Annotated in this window: 19 protein-coding genes; 5 read left to right on the top strand and 14 right to left on the bottom strand. The window is 62.9% G+C overall.

Features of this window, described 5'->3' with window-relative positions:
- Positions 1 to 96 precede the first annotated feature (96 nt).
- The 7 genes from nth to rsxA all read right to left on the bottom strand — a co-directional run bounded on the left by nth (position 97) and on the right by rsxA (position 7,153).
- A complete protein-coding gene (gene nth / locus AB5Y81_RS13945; RefSeq protein ID WP_017778817.1) occupies positions 97 to 738 on the bottom strand; it encodes an endonuclease III in 642 nt (213 codons plus the stop codon).
- A gap of 14 nt (positions 739 to 752) precedes the next feature.
- Positions 753 to 1,511 carry an electron transport complex subunit E gene (locus AB5Y81_RS13940; protein WP_017764207.1) on the bottom strand — a complete coding sequence of 253 codons (759 nt, stop codon included), beginning with the start codon at positions 1,509 to 1,511 and terminating at the stop codon, positions 753 to 755.
- 16 nt (positions 1,512 to 1,527) lie between these two features.
- Entirely contained in the window at positions 1,528 to 2,160 is a 633-nt protein-coding gene (rsxG, locus tag AB5Y81_RS13935) for an electron transport complex subunit RsxG (RefSeq protein ID WP_010633633.1), read from the bottom strand.
- A 112-nt stretch (positions 2,161 to 2,272) separates the two neighbouring features.
- A complete protein-coding gene (rsxD, locus tag AB5Y81_RS13930) occupies positions 2,273 to 3,325 on the bottom strand; it encodes an electron transport complex subunit RsxD (protein ID WP_005302270.1) in 1,053 nt (350 codons plus the stop codon).
- A 3-nt stretch (positions 3,326 to 3,328) separates the two neighbouring features.
- Entirely contained in the window at positions 3,329 to 6,001 is a 2,673-nt protein-coding gene (rsxC, locus tag AB5Y81_RS13925) for an electron transport complex subunit RsxC (protein ID WP_279484180.1), read from the bottom strand.
- Between the two features lie 2 nt (positions 6,002 to 6,003).
- Positions 6,004 to 6,567 (bottom strand): electron transport complex subunit RsxB, encoded by a 564-nt coding sequence (gene rsxB, locus AB5Y81_RS13920; protein ID WP_005302265.1) that lies wholly within the window; start codon positions 6,565 to 6,567, stop codon positions 6,004 to 6,006.
- A gap of 4 nt (positions 6,568 to 6,571) precedes the next feature.
- Positions 6,572 to 7,153 carry an electron transport complex subunit RsxA gene (gene rsxA, locus AB5Y81_RS13915; protein WP_005302262.1) on the bottom strand — a complete coding sequence of 194 codons (582 nt, stop codon included), beginning with the start codon at positions 7,151 to 7,153 and terminating at the stop codon, positions 6,572 to 6,574.
- Between the two features lie 112 nt (positions 7,154 to 7,265).
- Between rsxA and AB5Y81_RS13910 the strand changes: the two genes are divergently transcribed.
- Positions 7,266 to 8,162: a DMT family transporter gene (locus tag AB5Y81_RS13910; protein ID WP_279484181.1), complete on the top strand. Its 897-nt coding sequence runs from the start codon at positions 7,266 to 7,268 to the stop codon at positions 8,160 to 8,162.
- Positions 8,163 to 8,257: 95 nt separating this feature from the next.
- Here AB5Y81_RS13910 and AB5Y81_RS13905 read toward each other — a convergent pair whose 3' ends face one another.
- Positions 8,258 to 9,556: a PAS domain-containing methyl-accepting chemotaxis protein gene (locus AB5Y81_RS13905; RefSeq protein WP_017784045.1), complete on the bottom strand. Its 1,299-nt coding sequence runs from the start codon at positions 9,554 to 9,556 to the stop codon at positions 8,258 to 8,260.
- 325 nt (positions 9,557 to 9,881) lie between these two features.
- Here AB5Y81_RS13905 and fabV point away from each other — a divergent pair, with 325 nt between their 5' ends.
- The 3 genes from fabV to AB5Y81_RS13890 all read left to right on the top strand — a co-directional run bounded on the left by fabV (position 9,882) and on the right by AB5Y81_RS13890 (position 14,778).
- Positions 9,882 to 11,075, top strand: coding sequence for an enoyl-ACP reductase FabV (gene fabV, locus AB5Y81_RS13900; protein ID WP_005302251.1), 1,194 nt, complete (start codon positions 9,882 to 9,884; stop codon positions 11,073 to 11,075).
- Between the two features lie 163 nt (positions 11,076 to 11,238).
- Entirely contained in the window at positions 11,239 to 12,714 is a 1,476-nt protein-coding gene (locus tag AB5Y81_RS13895) for a YfcC family protein (protein ID WP_279484182.1), read from the top strand.
- A 432-nt stretch (positions 12,715 to 13,146) separates the two neighbouring features.
- The gene (locus AB5Y81_RS13890; protein WP_201891342.1) at positions 13,147 to 14,778 is read left to right on the top strand and encodes a mechanosensitive ion channel family protein; all 1,632 of its coding nucleotides are present in this window, start codon (positions 13,147 to 13,149) and stop codon (positions 14,776 to 14,778) included.
- 130 nt (positions 14,779 to 14,908) lie between these two features.
- On the opposite strand, the gene AB5Y81_RS13885 is transcribed toward AB5Y81_RS13890, so the two are convergent.
- Entirely contained in the window at positions 14,909 to 16,123 is a 1,215-nt protein-coding gene (locus AB5Y81_RS13885) for a pyridoxal phosphate-dependent aminotransferase (RefSeq protein WP_005302243.1), read from the bottom strand.
- Between the two features lie 380 nt (positions 16,124 to 16,503).
- Between AB5Y81_RS13885 and AB5Y81_RS13880 the strand changes: the two genes are divergently transcribed.
- Positions 16,504 to 16,716, top strand: a complete 213-nt coding sequence (locus AB5Y81_RS13880) for a DUF1653 domain-containing protein (protein ID WP_005302238.1) — start codon at positions 16,504 to 16,506, stop codon at positions 16,714 to 16,716.
- Positions 16,717 to 16,773: 57 nt separating this feature from the next.
- Here AB5Y81_RS13880 and AB5Y81_RS13875 read toward each other — a convergent pair whose 3' ends face one another.
- From AB5Y81_RS13875 to AB5Y81_RS13855, 5 genes are all read right to left on the bottom strand, one after another.
- Positions 16,774 to 17,037, bottom strand: coding sequence for a GrxA family glutaredoxin (locus AB5Y81_RS13875; protein WP_010633640.1), 264 nt, complete (start codon positions 17,035 to 17,037; stop codon positions 16,774 to 16,776).
- Between the two features lie 142 nt (positions 17,038 to 17,179).
- Entirely contained in the window at positions 17,180 to 18,616 is a 1,437-nt protein-coding gene (gene dacB / locus AB5Y81_RS13870) for a D-alanyl-D-alanine carboxypeptidase/D-alanyl-D-alanine-endopeptidase (protein ID WP_010633641.1), read from the bottom strand.
- A gap of 124 nt (positions 18,617 to 18,740) precedes the next feature.
- Entirely contained in the window at positions 18,741 to 20,501 is a 1,761-nt protein-coding gene (locus tag AB5Y81_RS13865) for a DEAD/DEAH box helicase (protein WP_279484184.1), read from the bottom strand.
- A 113-nt stretch (positions 20,502 to 20,614) separates the two neighbouring features.
- Positions 20,615 to 21,652, bottom strand: a complete 1,038-nt coding sequence (locus tag AB5Y81_RS13860; protein WP_005302227.1) for an HlyD family secretion protein — start codon at positions 21,650 to 21,652, stop codon at positions 20,615 to 20,617.
- A gap of 2 nt (positions 21,653 to 21,654) precedes the next feature.
- Entirely contained in the window at positions 21,655 to 21,987 is a 333-nt protein-coding gene (locus AB5Y81_RS13855) for a DUF3302 domain-containing protein (RefSeq protein WP_005302225.1), read from the bottom strand.
- Positions 21,988 to 22,196: the final 209 nt, after the last annotated feature.

Below are 22,196 nucleotides of genomic sequence, written 5' to 3'. Positions count from 1 at the left end.
TGCTCAATTCTCCGGGTTGGTGATTGGTACTGCCTTGAATCTATGGCCCGAGGCCCGGGTCCGCAGACGCCTGTGAGCCAGGCCTCGCCCTGCGGATCAGCTCTCGGGGTAGACTTTTTCTTTGTACTCACACAAATCTTCAATGATGCAGGAGCCACAGCGCGGCTTGCGGGCCAGACAGGTGTAGCGCCCGTGCAGGATCAGCCAGTGGTGCACATCCAGCTTGAACTCGGCCGGGACCACCTTGAGCAGCTTCTCCTCCACCTGATCGACGTTCTTGCCCACCGCAAAACCGGTGCGGTTGGAGACCCGGAAGATATGGGTATCGACGGCGATGGTGGGCCAGCCGAAGGCGGTGTTGAGCACCACGTTGGCGGTCTTGCGGCCAACACCAGGCAGGGCCTCGAGGGCCTCGCGATTCTCCGGCACCTCGCCGCCGTGGCGCTCCAGCAGGATGGCGCAGGTCTTGATGACGTTCTCGGCCTTGGTGTTGAACAGGCCAATGGTCTTGATGTACTCCTTGAGCCCGTCCACCCCCAGATCCAGCATGGCCTGCGGGGTGTTGGCCACCGGGTAGAGCTTGTCGGTGGCCTTGTTGACGCTCACGTCGGTGGCCTGGGCCGACAGCAGCACGGCGATCAGCAGCTCGAACGGTGTGGTGAAGTTGAGCTCTGTGGTGGGGTGGGGATTGTCGTCCCGCAGTCGCTCCAGGATCAGTCTGCGTTTCTGGTTGTTCATGGCTCCCTCTTGGCTCAGAGCTGGGTCGCGCGGGCACCCGCGGCCGGCACGCTGCAGTGGGCCTTCTCGGCGCTCTGCTTGCGGCCCATCCAGTCGTTGATGGCGTTCTTGCCGGCGATCATCAGGCCGAGGCCGATGAAGCCGCCAGGGGGCAGGATCGCCAGCAGCAGGCTGGCGTCGGCATGGAACAGCTCGATGCGCAGGGACTTGGCCCACTCACCCAGCAGCAGGTCGGCACCGTCAAACAGGGTGCCCATGCCGATGATCTCGCGAAGGCCCCCCAGCACCAGCAGCACCAGAGTAAAGCCCAGCCCCATCATGAAGCCGTCGATGGCCGCCAGCAGCGGCGGGTTCTTGGAGGCATAGGCCTCGGCCCGGCCTATGATGACGCAGTTGGTGACGATGAGGGCGATGAAGATGCCGAGCGCCTGATAGAGGCCGTAGGTGTAGGCGTTCATCAACAGCTGCACGCTGGTCACCAGGGCCGCGATGATCATCACGTAGACCGGGATGCGGATATCCTTGGGCACCCAGTTGCGCACCAGGGAGATGGCGAGGTTGGAGCTGACCAGTACCGCCATGGTGGCAAGGCCGAGCCCCAGCGCATTGGTGAAAGTAGAGGAGACCGCCAGGGTGGGGCAGAGCCCCAGCACCTGCACCAGGGAAGGGTTGTTCTTCCACAGCCCCTGCAGCATCAGCTCCTTGAGCTCTTCACGGCGGCCATTGCTCTCGCTGATCGGGCTCTGCCCGTCAATCACATCAACTTGTTCCATAGCTTGTGCTCCGGCGTTAGGGGGTGGCGTCACAGGCGGGGGCGTCCCGCAGCAGCTCGGGGTGCTCCTGTTGCAGCAACAGCAGGTTCTTCACCGCCTTGACCACGGCCCTGGGGGTGATGGTGGCGCCGGTGAAGGCGTCGAACTCACCGCCATCCTTCTTCACGGCCCAGCTGGATTCGTTGTCGCGGTTGAGGAACTTGCCGACGAAGCTGTTGATCCAGCCAGATTTTTTCAACTCTATCTTGTCGCCAAGACCGGGCGTCTCGTTGTGGGTCAACACCCGCACCGCGCTGACGGTGCCCTTGGCGTCCGTGCCGACGATCAGGCGAATGGCCCCACTGTAGCCGTCGGGGGCCACGGTTTCCAGCGCATAGCCGGTGGTGGTGCCCTGCAGGGTCGCGGTGTAGAGGGGCATTGGCTGATCGCTGCCCAGGTAGCGCTTGCTCTGCACCAGCTTGCAGCTGGCCACCAGATCGTTGTCATAGCTCCCCTCCGGCAACAGGGCTGAGAGGGTGCGCAGCTTCTCCAGCTGCTGTTGATGGGCGATCCGGCCCTGGGTCAATTCGTTGGTCAGCACCACCAGGGCGGTACAGGCCAGGGCGAACATGGCCAGGGTGACGCCGTTCTTGCGCATGCTCTTTAACATTGCATCGTTCCTGAGAGTGAGGTGTGCGCGACGTTCATACGACGGGCGTCATGGGCGCCGGGACAGCTCAGGCTGTCTGTCCAGCAAGCCATGCAGGCGTTGGCTGTCGAGATCATTTGCGGCGGGCTCCATAGACTTTGGGGCGTGTCAGGCTGTCGATCAGCGGCACGCACAGGTTGGCCAGCAGCACGGCAAAGGCGAAGGCATCCGGGTAGCCGCCAAAACGGCGGATGAGGTAGACCAGCACCCCGATGAGCACGCCATAGACCAGGCGGCCGCGCGGTGTGGTGCTGGCACTCACCGGATCGGTGGCGATGAAGAAGGCCCCCAGCATGGTGGCGCCGCTGAACAGGTGGAACATGGGGGTGGCGGTGGCATCCGGCGTCACCAGATAACCCAGGGTGGCAGCCAGCAGCAGGGCGCCGAGAATGGCCCCCGGGATGCGCCAGTTGATCACCTTCTGTTGCAGCAGGAACAGACCGCCCAGCAGGTAGCCGAGGTTGACCCAGCTCCAGCCGATGCCGCCCCAGCCCTCGAACACCTTGTGGGTCATCACTTCGCCGGCGGTGAGGCCCTGGGTCAGCCCGGTTTTCAGGGTATCCAGCGGTGTGGCCATGGTCAGTCCGTCCACCCCCTGCTTGAGCTGGGCCATGCTGTAGCCATCCAGGCTGAAGCCGGTGAAGATCACCGAGGCCGCATCACCAAAGCCGATGTCGTAGGCGGCGATGCTCGACGGCGGCAGCCAGCTGGTCATCTGCACCGGGAAGGAGACCAGCAGCAGCACATAGGCCACCATGGCAGGGTTGAACAGGTTCTGGCCCAGTCCGCCGTAGAGGTGCTTGGCGATGATGATGGCAAACGCCGTGCCCAGCACCAGCATCCACCAGGGCAGCAGCGGCGGCAGGGAGAGACCGATCAGCACGGCGGTGAGCGCCGCGCTGCCATCCAGCAGGGCTGGCTTGACGGGGCGTTGGCGCAGACGCAGCACCAGGGCTTCGGAGGCCAGCGCCGTGACCAGGGCCAGCAGGATCTGGATCAGGGTGCCCCAGCCAAAGAACCAGCTCTGCGCCAGAAAACCGGGCAGACAGGCCAGCATCACCAGCAACATCAGGGTTTGGGTCTGTCTGCGGTTATGGGCAAACGGCGCACTCGCGATATTGAACATGGATCAGTGGCTCTTGTCGGTCGATGGAGAAGGGGAGGCCTGGGCTGCCGCCTCGGCCGCCAGTTTCCGGGCCTTGGCACGGGCCACGGCGGCAGCGATGGCCGCTTTCTTGGGATCCGCCTCGGCGGCATCAGGCTGCGGGACGGCGGCAGCAACGGCCTCTTCATCCGCGCTTACGACTGCGTCGCCTTGCGCCTGAGCCGCAGCCTTCTTGGCCTTGGCGCGGGCGATGGCGGCGGCGATGGCCGCCTTCTTGGGATCCGCCTCGGCGGCATCAGGCTGCGAAACTACTGCTGGCGCAGCCGCCACGGCCTCTTCACCCTCGCTCACGGCGGTGTCGCCTTGCGCCTGAGCCGCGGCCTTCTTGGCCTTGGCGCGGGCGATAGCGGCGGCAATGGCCGCCTTCTTGGGTTCCACATCGGCAGCGTCAGGTTGCGGGGCGGAAGCAGGGGCCGCCGCAACGGCCTCTTCATCCTCGGTTACGACAGTGTCACCTTGCGCCTGAGCCGCGGCCTTCTTGGCCTTGGCACGGGCGATGGCGGCGGCGATGGCTGCCTTCTTGGGATCTGCGTCGGCAGTGTCAGGCTGCTGGACGGCAGCAACGGCCTCTTCACCCTCGGTTACGGCTTTGTCGCCTTGTGCCTGAGCCGCGGCCTTCTTGGCCTTGGCACGGGCGATGGCGGCGGCAATGGCTGCCTTCTTGGGATCGTCTCCCGCGCCGGTCGGCTCGGCTGTCGCCGCACTGCTGTCAGCGCCTGGTTCGGTGGCATCTGTCTCGCTGCCAGCTTGCGCTTTCTTCGCTTTGGCACGGGCAATGGCTGCCGCGATGGCGGCCTTCTTGGGATCGCTCTGGGCAGCAGCACTGGTTGATGCTGTGGCATCCTCCGGGGTGGCCTGTGCCGCCTCGGTGTCACCGCTCTGGGCTGCTTTCTTGGCCTTGGCCCGCGCCAGTGCGGCGGCGATGGCCGCTTTTTTCGGATCCGCCTCAGTGGTGGCAGTGGCATCGCCCGGCTCGGCTGCCGTCGTGTCGAGCGCCTTGGCGGCGCGGCGGGCTTCCGCCTCCCGCTTGCGGGCCTCACGGGCGGCGATCACCGCGCTGTTGTCGGGCACACCTTCGGCAGTGGCGGCAACGGCCGTGACGGGAGCCTCCTGCTTGGCCTTGAGACGGGCCAGGGCCGCGGCTACCGGATCTTCTCCGCCGGCCGCCGTCATGGCCTGGCGCCGCTGGGCGGCCGCCTCGGCATGGCGGGCTTCGCGAGCGGCTTTCTCCCGCTCGAAGCGGGCCTGCTTGGCCTCGAAGCGCTGCTTGGCGCGCTCGGCCTTCTCGGCCTCGGCGCGGGCCTCGCGGATATCATCCTTGGCAATCTTGTAGTACTGCACCAGCGGGATCTCGCTCGGGCAGACCCAGGCGCAGGCGCCGCATTCGATGCAGTCGAACAGGTTGAGCCCTTCTGCCTTGTCGTACTCCTTGGCCCGGCTGTACCAGTAGAGCTCCTGCGGCAACAGGTTGGCCGGGCAGGCGTCGGCACAGGCGCTGCAGCGAATGCAGGCCTGCTCCGGACCGGGTGGCGGCAGCTCGGCCCGGGTGGGGGAGAGCAGGCAGTTGGTGGCCTTGACCACGGGTACCATGGCGTGGGGCAGGGTGAAGCCCATCATGGGCCCCCCCATGATCACCCGCTGATCCGCCTCGGGCTGCAGCTCGAAGCGCTGCAGCAGCCAGCGCACCGGCGTGCCCAGCAGCACCCAGGCGTTGCCCGGCTTCTTGAAGGCGTCGCCGGTGAGGGTGACGATGCGGGAGATGAGCGGTTCGCCGTCGATGATGGCGCGCTTGATGGCAAACACGGTGGCCACGTTGAGCACCATGATGCCCATGTCCACCGCGCGGCCGCCTTTGGGTACCTGACGACCGGTGAGCAGCTCTATGGTCTGCTTGGCGCCGCCCGAGGGGTACTTGGTGGGGACCGTCTTGACCAGTACGTCTTCGTCGGTGGCGTGACGGGTCAGCTCGCCGATGGCGGCCGGCTTGTTGTCTTCCACCCCGATCAGGGTCAGCTTGGGTTTGAGCAGGTGCTTGAGCACCCGGATGCCGTCCATGATCTCGTCGGCATACTCCTGCATCAGCCGGTCATCGGTGGTGATGTAGGGCTCGCATTCGAGGCCGTTGACGATGAGGATCTCGGTGAGCTGGCCGCGGCCATCGAGCTTGCTGTGAGTCGGGAACACGGCGCCGCCAAGGCCCGCGATACCGGCCTGCTGAATGCGCTCGAGCAGTTCACCCCGCTCCAGATTCCAGTAGTCGGCTTGGCCCTTGCGCTCGCCCCAGGCATCTTCGCCATCCGGGGTGAGGGTGATGCAGAGATCGTCGAGACCGGAGGGGTGGGCCACCGTATGGTGGCCGATGGCGGTGATGGTGCCGGAGGTAGAGGCGTGCACCGGCACGATCCGCCCCTTCTCATGACGGGTGAGTGGCTGACCCTTCTTGACCCGGTCGCCGACCCGCACCAGCAGATCGCCGGCCGGGCCCGCGTGCTGGCGCACCGGAATGATGAGCTGGGGCGGCAGACCCGCGTCCACCACTGGGGTGAGGCTGGACTGCTCCTTGTTTTCGGGAGGATGAATGCCGCCGTGAAAATCCCACAGGGTGCCGGCTTTGATGCGTTCGAGTAAGGACTGCATGGTTACTCCACTATCTTGACCGGAATGGTGACGTTGTTGAGATCCCACTTCCAGTTGTCGACCGTGGTGGGCACCGGGATCATCTCGATGCAGTCGGTCGGGCAGGGATCGACGCAGAGATCGCAGCCGGTGCACTCGTCCTTGATCACGGTGTGCATCGCCTTGGTGGCACCGACGATGGCATCGACCGGGCAGGCCTGGATGCACTTGGTGCAGCCGATGCACTGATCTTCATGGATGAAGGCGACTTTCTTGACCGGTACGGCGGCTTCTGCGCCGCCCAGCGGCTGGGGTTCGACCCCCATCAGATCGGCAATCTTGCGCATGGTGGCATCGCCACCGGGCACGCACTTGTTGATCTGATCGCCGTTGGCCAGTGCCTCGGCGTAGGGTTTGCAGCCAGGGTAGCCGCACTGGCCGCACTGGGTTTGCGGCAGCAGGGCGTCGAGCTGATCGACGATGGGATCGGCTTCCACATGAAACTTGACGGCGGCAAAGCCCAGAATGATGCCGAAAGCCAGGGCCAGCAGAGCCAACACCAGAACGGCAAAAAGAATGTGAATCATAGCGCTATATCTTGATGAGGCCGGTAAAGCCCATAAAGGCCAGCGACATCAGGCCGGCGGTGATCATGGCGATGGAGACGCCGCGAAACGGGGTGGGAACATCGGCGGCCACCAGGCGCTCACGCATGGCGGCAAACAGGATCAGTACCAGCGAGAAGCCGGTGGCGGCACCAAAGCCGTAGATGATGCTCTGGATGAAGTTGTGGTGCTCGTTGATGCTGAGCAGCGCCACCCCCAGCACGGCACAGTTGGTGGTGATGAGCGGCAGGAAGATGCCAAGCAGACGGTAGAGAGTGGGGCTGCTCTTGCGGATAACCATCTCGGTAAACTGAACCACGACGGCGATCACAAGAATGAAGGCGAGCGTGCGCAGGTAGGCGATGTTCAGCGGGATCAGGATATAGTGTTCCATCAGATAGGAACAGGCGCTGGCCAGGGTCATCACGAAGGTGGTCGCCAACCCCATGCCGATGGCGGTTTCCAGCTTGCCGGAGACGCCCATGAAGGGGCACAGGCCAAGAAACTTCACCAGCACGAAGTTGTTGATCAGCACGGTGCCGACCAGTAAAAGCAGGTACTCAGTCATTGCAGGTTGGTTATCCGGTTTGAAGGCGGCGGTATTATCTGATTTTAGGTGCCTTTTAACAACCGCAAGGCCGCATGGTTATTATTCAAATAGCCAATTTCATGGAGGAAACGTGCGCCCTTTACCCATTTTTACCCTGACTCTGGCGATGCTGCTCTGGTCCAGCTCCTTCATCGCGCTCAAGCACGTGCTGGCGGTCTGGGGCTTCGGTCAGGTGCTCTTCATGCGCATGAGCGTGGCGGCCCTTTGCTGGCTGTGCTGCTACCGCTATCTCGGCAATTTTCGCTACCAGCCAGGGGATTGGCGCTGGCTGGCCTTGATGGGGGCACTGGAGCCTTGTCTCTATTTTCTGCTGGAGGTCAACGCCCTGCGCTACACCAGCGCCGGCCAGGCGGGCATGGTCTGCGCCCTGCTGCCGCTGGTGGTGGCCCTGGTCGCCTTTTTGCTGATCGGGGAGCGGGTGAGCCGCCGCCAGCTGCTCGGCTTTGCCGTGGCCATCTTCGGCATCGCCCTGCTCGGTTTTGGCAGCGGAGCCGATGAGTCTGCCCCCAACGCCCTGCTTGGCAACAGCCTGGAGATGGCGGCCATGTTCTGCGCCGCCACCTACTCGGTGGTGTTCAAGATGCTCTGCAGCCGCTACAGCGTGCTGACCCTGACCGCCCTGCAGGCTTTCGTCGGCACCCTCTTTTTCGCCCCCTTTGCCCTCAGCGAGCCCTGGCCTGCAGACTGGGCCTGGCAGGATATGGCGGTCATCGTCTTTCTCGGTGCCTGCGTGACGCTCGGGGCCTACCTGCTCTACAACTGGTCGGTGACCCAGGTGAAGGTGACGCTGGCGGCAGCCTACGTCAATCTCATCCCGGTGTTTACCCTGCTGCTGGCCTACCTGCTGTTGGGGGAGACCCTCAATGCCCTGCAATGGGTGGCCTGCGGCGCCGTGCTGCTGGGCATCGCGCTGGGGCAACTGCCGGCCAGGCGCAAGGGGGCGCAGGCCGTCACCGCCGAGGGGTAACGGGCGGAGCACCCCATCGAATGCAGGCGGGTAACACAGGAGACAAAGCAAACAGGCGACGCACCGGCGTCGCCTGTCTGTTGTGGGCGAAATGGCTAGATGGAGAGCCCTTTGACCGTCTCCGAGACGGAGTTGGCGTCCTCGATGATCTCCTGAATGACGCCGGCGATGATGTCGGCCTGGGCCTGACCTGCCATCGCCTTTTCCGATACCACCGAGACGGTCTGGGTGATCCTGGAGGTGATGTCGGAGTTAAGCCGGATGACGGAGACAATCTCGCCGGTGGAGGTGGAGGTTCTGGCCGCCAGCTGGCGCACTTCATCGGCCACCACCGCAAATCCGCGCCCCTGCTCGCCGGCGCGGGCCGCTTCGATGGCGGCGTTGAGCGCCAGCAGGTTGGTCTGATCCGCGATGCTGCTGATGGTCGAGATGATGGACTCTATGCTTCTCGACTGCTGGTTGAGGTTCTCTATCTGCCGGGTGACCTCGCTGACCGAACTGTTGATGTGGGCCGAGGTTTCCAGCACCTTGTCGATCACCTCCCGCCCTTTGGCGGCGCTCGAGACGGTCTCACCGGCGATGGCGCAGGCTTTCTGGGCCGCTTCGCGCACCGAGATGGATTTCTCCACCCGCTCGCTGATGTCGCTCGCCAGCTTGATGATCTTCACCACCTTGCGCTCGTGGTTGAAGATGGGGTTGTAGGTGGCCTCCAGCCAGATCTTCTCGCCGTGGCGGCCGCGGCGCATGAAGAGCCCGGACTGGATGGCGCCGGATCCGAGATCCCGCCAGAAGTTGGGATTCTGCTGATAAAACTCCTCGTCGCAGAACATGCGGTGGGGCTGACCCACCACCTCGTCCAGCCGGTAGCCAAAACAGTGCAGGAAGTTCTGGTTGGCGGTGATGACGGTGCCATCGGGTTGGAAGTCGATGACGGCCAGGGACTTGTCCAGTGCTGTCAGCAGGGCCTGGGTGCGCTCCAGGGTGGATTGTTGCTCGCTGACGTTGGAGGCCACCTTGGCCACCTTGATCACCTTGCCATCGAGGAGGATCGGGAAGTAGCTGGCTTCGAGCCAGACCGCCTTGCCCGATTTGGCCTGCCGAATGAAGCGGCCGCTGCGCGACTCTCCCCGCCGCAGCTCCTGCCATAGCTGCTCGTATTCCCGGGTGTTGACATCGTCGGGGAAGCAGAGAGAGCTGTGGTGCTTGCCGATCACCTCCTCCCGGCCGTAGCCCACGATGGCGAGAAAGCGATCGTTGACGAAGGTGATGACCCCCTCCGGGGTGAATTCGATATAGGGCAGCCGTGACTGGATGGCCTGCTCAAAGGCGCCGAGTGCTGCGATCTTTGCCGCTTGTTCACTCTTGTCGTGATTTCCCGTGCGATTCCAAAACATGGCGGAGCTCCTTGTTAAGACCCCTGTGAGGCTCTTCATGACAATAACCGACCGTCTGAATACTAGTACAGGTTCTTTGGCCATCGCCTTGGCCATTGGGGGGAACTGCTTGTTTTGTCGTTATTTATTGTTCCATGTGGGGGAGCGGCAACAGGGGGAACGGGGCAAGTCCGCCTGAGGGCGTGACGGTAGGAGGGGCGGCGGCGGTTTTTGTCCCTCCATTTGCTCATTTTCCCTGCGATTCAACACATCAGAGCACCTTATCGCGGCAAGATGAGGTATCTTATGCCCCGATTTCATCCATCAAACGGATAAGAGACAACACATGATCATCAAACCCAAGGTTCGCGGCTTTATCTGCACCACCACTCACCCGGTCGGTTGCGAAGCCAATGTTCGTCGTCAGATTGCCTATACCCAGGCCAAGGGCACCATCGAGAATGGCCCCAAGAAGGTGCTGGTGATCGGCGCCTCCACAGGTTATGGCCTGGCGTCTCGCATTGCCGCCGCCTTCGGCTCCGGCGCCGCCACCCTCGGCGTCTTCTTTGAAAAAGCGGGCAGCGAAACCAAGACCGGTACCGCCGGCTGGTACAACTCCGCCGCCTTCGACAAGGCCGCCAAAGAGGCAGGTCTGTACGCGAAAAGCGTCAACGGCGATGCCTTTTCCAACGAATGCCGCGCCAAGGTGATCGAGCTCATCAAGCAGGATCTGGGTCAGATTGACCTGGTGGTCTACTCCCTGGCCTCGCCGGTGCGCAAGATGCCGGAAACCGGTGAAGTGGTGCGCTCCGCCCTCAAACCCATCGGCGAGGTCTACACCACCACCGCCATCGACACCAACAAGGATCAGATCATCACCGCCACCGTCGAGCCGGCGAATGAGGAAGAGATCCAGAACACCATCACCGTCATGGGCGGTCAGGATTGGGAGCTGTGGATGGCTGCCCTGCGCGATGCGGGCGTGCTGGCCGACGGCGCCAAGTCCGTGGCCTACTCCTACATCGGTACCGATCTGACTTGGCCCATCTACTGGCATGGCACCCTGGGCCGCGCCAAGGAAGATCTGGACCGCGCCGCCGCCGCCATCCGTGGCGATCTGGCCGCCAAGGGCGGCACCGCCCACGTGGCCGTGCTCAAGTCCGTGGTGACCCAGGCATCAAGCGCCATTCCGGTGATGCCGCTCTACATCTCCATGGCCTTCAAGATCATGAAGGAGAAGGGCATTCACGAGGGCTGCATGGAGCAGGTGGATCGCATGATGCGCACCCGTCTGTACGGCGCCGATCTGGCGCTGGACGAGCAGGCCCGCATCCGCATGGATGACTGGGAGCTGCGCGAAGACGTACAGCAGACCTGCCGCGACCTGTGGCCGTCCATCACCAGCGAAAACCTCTCCGAGCTGACCGATTACACCGGCTACAAGCAGGAGTTCCTGCGCCTGTTCGGTTTCGGGCTGGACGAGGTGGATTACGACGCGGACGTGAATCCGGACGTGCAGTTCGACGTGGTCGAACTCTGAGTCTGACCCAAGTGAAAACGGGGCCCCGCGGGGCCCCGTTTTTTTGGCAAAAATCCCGCCAACTTGCGAAATTTTATTATCCGCGATCACCTTTTTCCCATATCAAACCCGCTAGTCTGGCGGTGATCGGATCACATGACGGCATTGCCGAGGTACGGAAGCTATGACCACTCCAAATGACGCGCCCAAGAAGCGCCAACTCCCCACGGTTTACACCCTGCTTTTCATCATCATCGCCCTGATGGCGGCCCTCACCTGGGTGCTGCCGGCGGGCAAATACAACTATGTGACCGCTAAGAGCCAGCAGCCGGTGGCTGCGGCGGCCGTGGCAGATTACAGCGGCGACGAGCGGCTGTTACCGGTGCCAGGCAGCTACACCGAGCTCCCCTCCCAGCCGCAGGGGCTATTCGATGTGCTCAAGGCCCCCATTCAGGGCTTTCACAAGGCGGCGGACGTGGCGCTGTTCGTGCTCATCATCGGTGGCTTTCTGGCGGTGACCATGCAGAGCGGGGCGCTCGATGCCGGGGTAGGGGCCATCGTCCGTGCCTTTGCCGGGCGCGAGCGGCTGCTCATTCCGGTGCTCATCGCCCTGTTTGCCCTCGGCGGCTCCACCTTCGGCATGGCGGAGGAGACGGTGGCCTTCTGGGCGCTGATCGTGCCGGTGATGATGGCGGCGGGCTTCGATCGCATGGTGGCGGCGGGGATCATCCTGCTCGGCTCCGGGGTCGGGGTGCTCGCCTCCACCGTCAACCCGTTTGCCACCGGCATCGCCTCCGGTTTTGCCGGCATCCCCATCGGTGAGGGGATTGGCCTGCGGGTCATCCAGTGGCTGCTGCTGGTGATCTTCGCCTCCTGGTTCGTGATGCGCTACGCCAAGCAGGTGCAGCAGGACAAGTCCCGCTCCGTGCTGGCCGACATCGCCTATGACGACGAGTTCTCCCAGATGAAGAGCGGCAACCTCGCCTTCAGCGGCAAGCAGAAGCTCACCATGCTGGTCTTCTTCGGCTCCTTCTTGCTGATGATCTATGCGGTGGTGCCCTGGTCCGATCTGGGCATCGATCTGCTGCCCACCCTGGGCTGGTGGTTTGACGAGCTCTCCACCCTCTTCTTCAGCGCCTCCATCCTGATCGCGCTGATCAACCGGATGCCGGAGTCCAACTATGTGGCAACCTTCCTCAACGGGGCGCGGGATCTCATCGGGGTGGCGCTGGTGGTGGCGGTGGCGCGCGGCATTTATGTGGTGATGGAGCATGGGGTCATCATCGACACCATCTTGCACTGGGCCGAGGGGCTGGTGAGCGGGCTCTCCTCGTCGGTGTTCATCCTGATGGCCTATCTGGTGCACATCATCCTGAGCTTCTTCATCCCCTCCACCTCGGGGCTGGCGACTGTCTCCATGCCGCTGATGGGGCCGCTGGCTGACTTCTCCGGCATTTCGCGGGATCTGGTGATCACCGCCTACCAGTCCGCCTCCGGCTGGATCAACCTGTTCGCCCCCACCGCCGCCCACCTGGTGGCGGGGCTGGCGCTCGCCAGGATCCCCTACGATCGCTTCGTGCGCTGGGTGTTGCCCTTCATCATAGGGGTGGCCCTCATCACCATGGCGGTGCTGGTGGCCGGGGCCCTGCTGCAGGGGTGATAAGCAGACCGCCGTCTCGATGAAACAGGGCCGCTCAACCGGGGTTGAGCGGCCCTGTTGTTTACTCATGTCGCGCAGAGCAGGGTGAAAGGCAGCCGCTGGCTCGCCACCTTGACGCGCGATGGATCAGGAAGAGGACGCCATGGCGTTCATTTTTATGCGTGCCTCTGGCAGCATATCAATATGAGTCCTGACTGAGGCGCCAGACCGGCGAAGTGAGCACAGTGGCACAATGCAGTGCTGCCCCTTTCGCCGCCGCGACGGCAGTGCTATTACTGCTGGTGATCTTTGTTATGACTCGATTTTTTGCAAGCGAGGGCGATGAGCCCTATGTGTCATGGATGACGCCAGGAGAGGGATAGGGGGACGTTGCCCCGTCCGTTGCCGAACGTGGTCATCATGATGAAACCTGACGGTCACGAGGGAGAGGTTATGGGGCACAGAGGGATCATCAGGCTGGCAGGGATGCTGCTGGCCCTGCTCATGGTCGATAGCGGGTGGGCGGCGGAGCCGAGACTGGAGCCGACCGAGCAGGAGCAGGCCCAGACCCTGACCCTGTTTCACGAACCCATAGTGATGCTGCAGGCGAAATTCGGTCGCCTGGACGGGGCGGCCCGGGTACGGATCGTCAAGGAGCGGGTAAGACAGCTGCAGCCCGAGGATCTGACCCATCCGGTGACCGTGGTCAGCTCGACCCGCCTCGGTCAGGAGGCCAGGGAGTTCAGGCTCAATGACAAGCACCTGCTGGTGTTGCTGGAAAAAGATCTGGAGTGGCTCGATGAGCTGACCCTGGATCAGGCCGCAGAGCGGGTGCGGCTGCGGCTGGAAAATGTGCGGGTCAAGGTGCTGGAGCTGCACTCCAACACCTACCTGCTCAAGGCGGCAGGCAAGACGCTGCTGGTGACCCTGCTGTTTCTGATGGTGGTGCAGCTGCTGCGACGGGGGCACCAGCGGGCACGTCGCTGGTTCGCCAACAACCTGCTGCAACAGAAGGGGCTGATCCCCCATCAATGGCGCCAGGTGCTCGGCAACCTGGAGATCCGCGTCATCGGCGTGCTCACCTGGCTGGTGATTTTGCTGCTTACCTATGGCTGGCTCACCTATGTGTTGGGGCTGTTCCCGCATACCCGGATCTGGAGCGATCAGCTAGGCTCCTCCCTGCTGGAGCTGTGCAGCAACATCCTGGGCGGGATCATCGCCGCCATGCCAGGACTGGCGACCGTGCTGGTCATCTTCGTGCTGACCAAGCTGTTCATCCGTATGCTGGCGGTCATCTTCGCGCGCATCGAGCGCGGCCATTTCCGGGTACAGGGGCTGCACTCCGAGACGATAGGGGCGACCCGCCGTCTGCTCTCGGTGGTGATCTGGCTGTTTGCCCTGACCGTCGCCTATCCCTATCTGCCGGGGGCCGATTCGGACGCCTTCAAGGGGGTGAGCGTCTTCTTCGGTCTGATGGTGACCCTGGGCTCGGCCGGGATCATGAACCATGCCATGAGCGGCCTGGTGCTGATCTACTCGCGGGCCCTGCGGCCGGGGGATCTGGTGCAGATTGGGGAGGTGGAGGGGGTCGTCACCGAACTGAGCGCCCTCTCGACCAAGCTGGTGACGCGTCACGATCACGAGGTGACCCTGCCCAACGCCGTGGTGGTGGGGGGCAAGGTGACCAACCTGAGCCGACTGGCAAGCGACAAGGGCATTGCCCTGCTCACCAAGGTCACCATCGGCTATGACACCCCCTGGCGTCAGGTGCACGCCATGCTGGAGCTGGCGGCCAGGCGCTGCCAGCTGATCAATCAGGAGCAGGCCCCGCTGGTGCGTCAGCTCAATCTGCAGGACTGGTACGTGGAGTACGAGCTGCAGGTACGGATGAAAGAGGGGCTGTTGCCCGGCCCGGTCAGAACCGAGCTGCACGGCCATATCCAGGATGTGTTCAACGAGTTCGGGGTGCAGATCATGTCCCCCAATTTCGTGGCTCAGCCGGAGCAGGCGGTGCTGGTGCCTCGGGATCAGTGGTATCAGGCCCCCGCCGTGCCGCCTGTCGAAGTGGCCACCGGGGAGAAATAGCCCACAACGCGGGCCTTGCGACGGGACTCTCTCGCCATAAAAAAATCCGAAGCGGTGCAGACCGCTTCGGATTTTTTATGATCGGCCTGCTGCTGGCGAGCCGCAGGCCGGGGCAGACGCCGCGTTGCGGTTACTGCTTGTAACCCTTGAGGAAGCGGGCGAGGCGGCCGATGGCCTCTTCCAGCTCCTCTTCCCGGGGCAGGAACACCAGCCGGAAGTGATCCGGCGCCGGCCAGTTGAAGCCAGTGCCCTGCACCAGCAAGAGCTTCTCCTGCTGCAGCAGGTCGAACACCATCTTCTGGTCGTCGCGAATGTCATACACCTTGGGATCGAGGCGCGGGAACATGTAGAGCGCCCCCTTGGGCTTGACGCAGGAGACCCCGGGGATCTCGTTCAAAAGCTCCCAAGCTTTGTCACGCTGGCGGCGCAGGCGCCCGCCCGGCAGGATCAGCTCGTTGATGCTCTGGTAGCCGCCAAGGGCAGTCTGGATGGCGTGCTGCATGGGCACGTTGGCGCACAGCCGCATGGAGGCCAGCATCTCCAGCCCCTCGATATAGCCCTTGGCACGCCCCTTGGGTCCGGTGATGACCATCCAGCCCTGGCGGAAGCCGCAGGCGCGGTAGGCCTTGGAGAGGCCGTTGAAGGTCACCACCATCACATCGTCGCACAGGGTGCAGACGCTGGTGTGGGAGATGTCGTCATAGAGGATCTTGTCGTAAATTTCGTCGGCGAAGATGATGAGGTTGTGCTGGCGGGCGATCTCGATCACCTCCAGCAAAAACTCGCTGCCGTAGACGGCGCCGGTCGGGTTGTTGGGGTTGATCAGCACCAGGCCGCGGGTGCGCGGGGTGATGCGGGCGCGGATGTCGTCGAGATCCGGATACCAGTCGGCCCCTTCGTCGCAGCGGTAGTGCACCGCATGGCCACCGGAGAGGGTCACTGCCGCGGTCCAGAGCGGATAGTCGGGGGAGGGCACCAGCATCTCGTCGCCGTTGTTGAGCAGTGCCTGCATCGCCATCACGATGAGCTCGCTGGCGCCGTTGCCAATGTAGATGTCGTCGATGTCGACCTTGCGCATCCCTTTCTGCTGGTAGTACTGCATCACCGCCTTGCGGGCGGAGAAGAGCCCCTTGGAGTCGCAGTAGCCCTGGCTCTGGGGCATGTTGAGGATCACATCCTTGATGATCTCTTCCGGCGCCTCGAAGCCGAACGGGGCCGGGTTGCCGATGTTGAGCTTGATGATGCGGTGGCCTTCGTCTTCGAGACGGCGAGCTTCTTTATGCACCGGGCCGCGGATGTCATAGCAGACATCGTCGAGCTTGTGCGACTTGTCGATTGTGAACATGGTGACTGTGATTCCTTCCCCATGGGGACGCGTTGGCGAAAAAGGCGGTTTTTAGTATCAAATTTCTTTTCCCCTATTCTTCACAGAATTGAATGCTAGAACAATCCTCTTTTTAGTAGAATTCCCTGATTTTTAGCCCTGAAACAGGGTTGCCAAAACGTTAAACTTAGCACGATCGTTTGTGTGAACCAAGGTTATCCAGTGAAAGATGAGGGGCTCATTAACAAAGCTACCCGACTGTGTTGAAATATTCACGCTCGCTGGCACGATTGGCTTGCGTGAAAAATGCCGTTCTTTTTGCCCACGGCGGCCAAAAACAGGAGCTGACGCGTGCTGTCAGGTTTGTCCGGGCCCCGTACCCACACCATGGAGAAGTCATCATGCAAGCCCCCGCCGCCGGTCGTTATCGTCACTTCAAGGGTGGTTATTATCAGGTGCTGACCCTGGCCCTGCACACCGAGACCGGGGAGCAGCTGGTGGTCTATCAATCGGAGCAGGATGGCGCCGTCTATGCCCGTCCCGTGGTCATGTTCATGGAGTGGATCGAGCATCAGGGTCGGGTGGTGAGCCGCTTCAGCCCGGTGGCGGAGTGACGCCGGGGAACGACCATGAAAAAAGGCGCCTGATGGCGCCTTTTTTACAACGTGAACTTACTGGTAGAGACCCAGGTTCTCTTTGGCATAGGCTTCGAAATCGGTGCAGCCACCGATGTGCTGCTCGTCCAGGAAGATTTGCGGCACGGTATTGACCGGCTTGCCGGCGCTCTTGGCCAGATCTTCCTTGGTGATGCCCTCGGCGTGGATGTCCACGTAGCGGAATTTGAAATCGTCACGCTGTTCGACCAGTTGCTCGGCGATCTGCTTGGCACGGACACAATAGGGGCAACCAGGACGACCAAAAATCACTGCAAACATGTTCTCTCTCCATTCATTTGAGGCTGGGCACAGGATAGCCCCGCCTCGTGGCTAGTCAAAGTGGAAATTGTCGATACGGCCGTTCGCCATCTTCGATAAGGCGCACTGCGCCGGCCGTCATCGTCACTCACCTCGCAGCGGATCAACCCTCATCGGCGATCTGGATCGGCTGCTGCTGGTAGATGCTCTCCAGCACCCCTTTCTCGAACACGGTCCAGGGCCAGGGGGCCTTGCTGGCGCGGTAGCGCTCGTGGGTGGCCGGATCCTGCGACAGGCCGCGCTGGAACATCACGAACGCCTTGCGCTGGCCGCCGGCGGTGTCGATGAAGCCCACCAGGTTGGAAGTGCCGGTGATGGTGCCGGTCTTGGCATGCACCTTGTTCTTCATCATGGGGGCGGTAACGCTGCGCCGCCAGGCCAGGGTGCCGTCCACCTGGGAGCTTGGCAGCAGCTTGATGAGGCCGAGCTCCGCATCATTTTTCTGGATGAAGTTGAGCACCGACAGCATCTGGCGGGCACTGATGAGGTTGTGGGCGGAGAGGCCCGAGCCGTCGGCCAGGGTGGCGTTGCCCAGATCGATGCCGTTCTTGGTCAGGATGGCGCGCACCGCCATGGTGCCGCTGCGATAGCTGCCCGGCTTGTTGTAGTAGTGGCGGCCGACGGTCTTGAGGAAGGTATCGGCGTAGAGGTTGTCCGATTTCTTCAACATCTTGGCCAGCATCACCGGCAGGGAGACAGAGTAGTGGGTACCCAGGGTCTCGGCATTGTCCGGCGACTTGTGGGTAACGCGCAGCAGGCCGTCATGCTTGATGCCGGCCCGGTCCATGGCCCAGCGGATGTTGTCCCAGCCCCAGGCTTCCACGTCGTGGATGGCGAAACGCAGCCCCTGGGGCTCCTTGTTCGGGGTGATGCAGCCCTTGAGCTCGTAGAAGTTGCCCTTGGCCATGTCCACTTCCAGCGCACAGAACTGGCGCGCCATGTCGCCATAGCTCATCACCTCCACGTTGTCGGCACCGACCCCGATGGGGACCCCGGTGGCCACGTTGCCGACCGCCGGCTTGCCGATCTGGGTGGCGGTGATGGTGGCGTAGGCGCAGTTCTTGTCGATGATGACCGAGGAAACGGGGGCGGCGAAGCAGAGGGTCTGATCCCCCCAGGACCAGCCGTTGCCGCGCTCGTAGCCGTTGTAGGCGCCGGTGTTGACGTAGACGTTGCCCTTGATCTGGTTGACCCCGAGCTGTTTGAACAGGGCCAGCAGATCCATCCGTGACAGGGTGGGGTCACCGACGAAGTTGATCCAGATATCGCCGTTGATGACGTTGCCCTGCTTGGCGCCAGGCTGGGCCTGGATGTCGGTGGCGAAGCGGAAGTCGGCGCCGAGCTCGAGACGGGCCGCCAGCGCGGTGAGCACCTTCATGGTGGAGGCGGGGGCGATCATCTGATCCGCATGGCGGGCAAACTCGATGCCGTTGTTGCCCTGCACCACGATGGCGTACTGGCCCCCCTGGGGGGGCGTCAGCGGGGCGGCCTGGGCCGCCAGGGAAAAGAGAGCACAAAAACCAATCAACAGCCGCTGCATAACATCCTCTAACGTGACGAAGGGGCCCGGCAGTGGGCCGGCCCTGATAACTCAAACCTTGTTGTACCCGCCGATGCCTGTTCGGCCGTGGCAACGCAATTCATACGCCTTATGCCGGTCGCCATCACGCCAGTGAATTGGCGGTGCGATAGCGGCCGTCATAATCAAAAATCTTCTCTTTGATCTGCCAGAAGCGCCCTGACTTGCGGGCGATGACAAAATCGGGGTGGCGAAACTGATGTTCCACCGCCAGCACGCTCGCCAGGGTGGTAAATTCGGGCTCCAGCCCCGGGGCGGGCCAATGATGACGCACAAAGTGCTGTTGAAACAAGCGCCGTGCGCCTGCCGAGTGAAATCCGAAGTACTCATTGAGGGTGAGGCCATCCTCGTCGTGATAGACCACCTCCAGCCGCTCCCCCTGTTTGCCGCGCCCGGCCGCCAAGGTCAGCCCCGCGCAGCGGATCACCATGCAATCCTTGAGATTGAGCGCCTCCTTGAGCTTGTCGTCAGGGTCCACCAGCAGTTGATCGCAGCTCTGGCAGCGGCGGGCAGCGATGTCGTTTTCACTGCCGCAGGCGGGGCAGATCTTGGCGCGAAAGCGGTAGTCGCACTCCTCGCGGTTGCCCTCGTCATCTTCAAACAGCCCCTGACAGCGGCGGCCGTAGTGCTCGATCACCTTGCCATCCTCGTCGGTCTTGCCCCAGAAGGTGTTGGCAAAGCCGCAGGCGGGGCAGGGCACCTGCACCGGCTCGGTGCCGGCATGGGGCCTGGGCTCCCCCACCTCGGGGGCAAACAGGTTGAAGTTGTTGCCGGCGTAGTCGAGCACCAGACAATCGGTCTTGCCGGGCGACAGGCGCAGCCCCCTGCCCACGATCTGCTGGTAGAGGGAGACCGACTCGGTGGGGCGCAGCATCACGATGAGGTCGACGTGGGGGGCATCGAAGCCGGTGGTGAGCACCGCCACGTTGACCAGAAACTTGAGCTCGCGCGCCTTGAAGGCGCTGATGAGGGCGTCGCGCTCCGGCCCCGGGGTGTCACCTGTGATGAGAGCCGCCTGCTCCCCTCTGGCACCCAGCAGGCCGTGAATTTCCCGGGCATGCTCGACGGTGGCGGCGAAGATCATCACCCCCTGCCGCTCGCGGGCATACTCCAGTACCTGGCTCAGGATATGGGGGGTGACCCGCTCCTGACGCTTGAGCTCGCCGTTGAGATCCGCCTCGCTGAAGAGGCCATTCTCCCGCGGTACCAGCTTGCTGAAGTCGTAGTGGACGATGGGGGCATCCACCATGCGCGGCGGCGTCAGGTAGCCGTTCTTGACCATGAAGCGCAGCGGCAGCTCGAACACGCAGTCGCCGAACAGCCGCTCGCCGTGGCTCTTGACCATGCCGTGGTAGTGGCGCCGGTAGATCCAGCCCAGCCCCAGCCGATAGGGGGTGGCGGTGAGGCCGAGGATCTTGAGGGCCGGATTGGCGGCCTTGAGGTGTTCGATCACCTGATGGTACTGGCTGTCATCATCGAGCGAGACCCGGTGGCACTCGTCGATGATGAGCAGCGAAAAAGCACCATCGAAGGCGTCCAGATTGCGCGCCACCGACTGCACCGAGCCGAACACCACCTGGGCGCTGGCCTCCTTGCGATTGAGCCCGGCGGCGAAGATGTCGGCCTGGAGGCCCCAGGTTTCGTACTTGGCGTGGTTCTGCTCCACCAGCTCCTTGACGTGGGCCAGCACCAGTACCCGGCCGCGCGCCTTGCGGGCCAGCTCGGCGATCACCAGACTCTTGCCGGCCCCGGTGGGCAGCACCACCACGGCGGGATCCGGGTGCTTGCGAAAGTGGTTGATGACGGCGTTGACGGCGTCGGTCTGGTAGGGTCTGAGAACGAACATGCAGGCTGGGTACGTCGACGAGGGGCGGAGCAGGGTGGCGCCATTATAGGGAACTTGGCGCCAAAAAACAGCGGGCCGGCATGGTGCCGGCCCGCTGGCTGCGTCGTTGCTGCTTAGTGGAAGGGGAAGATGTAGTTCATCCAGCTGGCCATGCGCAGCAGTACCTTGCGCATGATGGCCACGTGATGGAAATGCTTGGTGTAGATGGCAGCCTGACCGCTGGAGCCGGCTATCACCTGATACTCCTGCCAGCGCGGGTCGGTGATCTTGATGCGCACCGGCAGGCGGCCGGGGATCACCGCCGAGCTCTGGTCGATCAGCGCCGCATTGGCCTGCACGTTGCCCGAGGCGATGGCGGGGATCACCGCTTCTACTTCACCCTTGAAGATCTTGCCGGGGATGCCGTCGATGACTACTTCGGCCTCGTCCCCTACCGCCAGGCGCTGCATGCTGTTTTGCCAGAACCAGCCGACGTAGGCGTTGTCGTCCTCGTGGATGAAGGTCATCACAGGGCGATACATGAAGGGGGTGGCGATCATGCCCGGACGCAGGGCCAGCTGTACCACATGGCCGTCGCTCGGGGCATAGACCACGGTCTGGTCGAGCTGGTACTTGGCTTCGCGCAGCTGGGCCCGCACATCGTCCAGGGTGGCTTGTTGCTGATCGAGCTGGGCGACCAGATCGTCGACATTGGCCTGGGTCACGTCCAGATCGCGCTGCTTGCCGATGCCGCGGCGCATCAGCTCGGCGGCGCGATCCCGGTCGAGCTTGGCCGAGCGCATGCGCGCCTCGATGGATTTTAGGTGCTCCTCGTTGGAGCTGACCCTGGCCTCCAGGCTCGCGGCGCGCTGGCGGAACGGCTCGTCGTCGATACGAAACAGCACGTCACCCTTCTTCACTTTCTGGTCCGGCTTGACCGCGACCTCGCTGACCCGGCCCTTGACCAGGGGAACGATGGGGGTGGAGACGTAGTAGTTGCGCGCCATCTCGGAGTAGGGGTGGTTGTAGTTCATCAGCATGATGAGGGTACCGATGAGCAGCACGCCGCCCAGCACGGCGGTGGGCACGGTCCACTTGTTGAGCGGGATGCGGAAGATTTTGAAGACAGCTACACAGATGGCGGTGTAGGTGAGTACCAGCAAGAGATCCATGATCACTCCTTCTCTTGGGTCAGCTGATCGAGGCGGCTGCGCAGGGCGGCGACCTCATCCTTGAGCTCGGCGAGATGCTTCTCGTCGCGCTCGATACGCTGGGTAAAGCCCCAGCCCCGATCCTCCCGGTAGAGGGTCGCCCAGATCCATAGGAAGGGCCACAGCACGTGCAGGGTAAACAGGCTGACCCAGCCGGCCACGTGAATGGCATCCTGATGGGGATGCTGACGATGCTTGGCTATTTCATAGGGAATGTCGTGAATGACGATGACCCCGTAAAAGATGACCAAACCCACAAAAAAAAGCAGACCAAGAGCAAAATAATCGAGTGTCATTTATGCCTCCACCGGCGTGACGCACAGCATTGTCATTGGATCCCGGGTTCTGCAACACAACCAGCAACCGGGTTTCCATCCTGTTGGGCCCGAAATCTTAAGCAATCTTGTTGTACTGAAGCTTAAGTGGCTTCGAAATCGTCAAGATAGATGACGGTATTATTGGGGCGAGTCCATAAAGTCGTATCCATGACAAGGACTTACGCAGG

This window comes from Aeromonas sp. s2, assembly GCF_040907935.1.
In the GTDB taxonomy this organism is placed as follows: domain Bacteria; phylum Pseudomonadota; class Gammaproteobacteria; order Enterobacterales; family Aeromonadaceae; genus Aeromonas; species Aeromonas dhakensis.
Note: the sequence above shows the minus strand (reverse complement) of the source record. Positions and strands in the feature narration are given on the sequence as shown.

What these genes read in the sequence shown, in the direction of transcription:
- rsxD (WP_005302270.1), bottom strand. Translation starts at nt 3,325, where the DNA reads ATGTTCAATATCGCGAGTGCGCCGTTTGCCCATAACCGCAGACAGACC.
- rsxB (WP_005302265.1), bottom strand. Translation starts at nt 6,567, where the DNA reads ATGATTCACATTCTTTTTGCCGTTCTGGTGTTGGCTCTGCTGGCCCTG.
- AB5Y81_RS13895 (WP_279484182.1), top strand. Translation starts at nt 11,239, where the DNA reads ATGACCACTCCAAATGACGCGCCCAAGAAGCGCCAACTCCCCACGGTT.
- AB5Y81_RS13865 (WP_279484184.1), bottom strand. Translation starts at nt 20,501, where the DNA reads ATGTTCGTTCTCAGACCCTACCAGACCGACGCCGTCAACGCCGTCATC.
- AB5Y81_RS13875 (WP_010633640.1), bottom strand. Translation starts at nt 17,037, where the DNA reads ATGTTTGCAGTGATTTTTGGTCGTCCTGGTTGCCCCTATTGTGTCCGT.
- AB5Y81_RS13905 (WP_017784045.1), bottom strand. Translation starts at nt 9,556, where the DNA reads ATGTTTTGGAATCGCACGGGAAATCACGACAAGAGTGAACAAGCGGCA.
- rsxG (WP_010633633.1), bottom strand. Translation starts at nt 2,160, where the DNA reads ATGTTAAAGAGCATGCGCAAGAACGGCGTCACCCTGGCCATGTTCGCC.
- AB5Y81_RS13880 (WP_005302238.1), top strand. Translation starts at nt 16,504, where the DNA reads ATGCAAGCCCCCGCCGCCGGTCGTTATCGTCACTTCAAGGGTGGTTAT.
- AB5Y81_RS13940 (WP_017764207.1), bottom strand. Translation starts at nt 1,511, where the DNA reads ATGGAACAAGTTGATGTGATTGACGGGCAGAGCCCGATCAGCGAGAGC.
- AB5Y81_RS13890 (WP_201891342.1), top strand. Translation starts at nt 13,147, where the DNA reads ATGGGGCACAGAGGGATCATCAGGCTGGCAGGGATGCTGCTGGCCCTG.
- fabV (WP_005302251.1), top strand. Translation starts at nt 9,882, where the DNA reads ATGATCATCAAACCCAAGGTTCGCGGCTTTATCTGCACCACCACTCAC.
- AB5Y81_RS13885 (WP_005302243.1), bottom strand. Translation starts at nt 16,123, where the DNA reads ATGTTCACAATCGACAAGTCGCACAAGCTCGACGATGTCTGCTATGAC.
- nth (WP_017778817.1), bottom strand. Translation starts at nt 738, where the DNA reads ATGAACAACCAGAAACGCAGACTGATCCTGGAGCGACTGCGGGACGAC.
- AB5Y81_RS13855 (WP_005302225.1), bottom strand. Translation starts at nt 21,987, where the DNA reads ATGACACTCGATTATTTTGCTCTTGGTCTGCTTTTTTTTGTGGGTTTG.
- rsxA (WP_005302262.1), bottom strand. Translation starts at nt 7,153, where the DNA reads ATGACTGAGTACCTGCTTTTACTGGTCGGCACCGTGCTGATCAACAAC.
- rsxC (WP_279484180.1), bottom strand. Translation starts at nt 6,001, where the DNA reads ATGCAGTCCTTACTCGAACGCATCAAAGCCGGCACCCTGTGGGATTTT.
- AB5Y81_RS13860 (WP_005302227.1), bottom strand. Translation starts at nt 21,652, where the DNA reads ATGGATCTCTTGCTGGTACTCACCTACACCGCCATCTGTGTAGCTGTC.
- dacB (WP_010633641.1), bottom strand. Translation starts at nt 18,616, where the DNA reads ATGCAGCGGCTGTTGATTGGTTTTTGTGCTCTCTTTTCCCTGGCGGCC.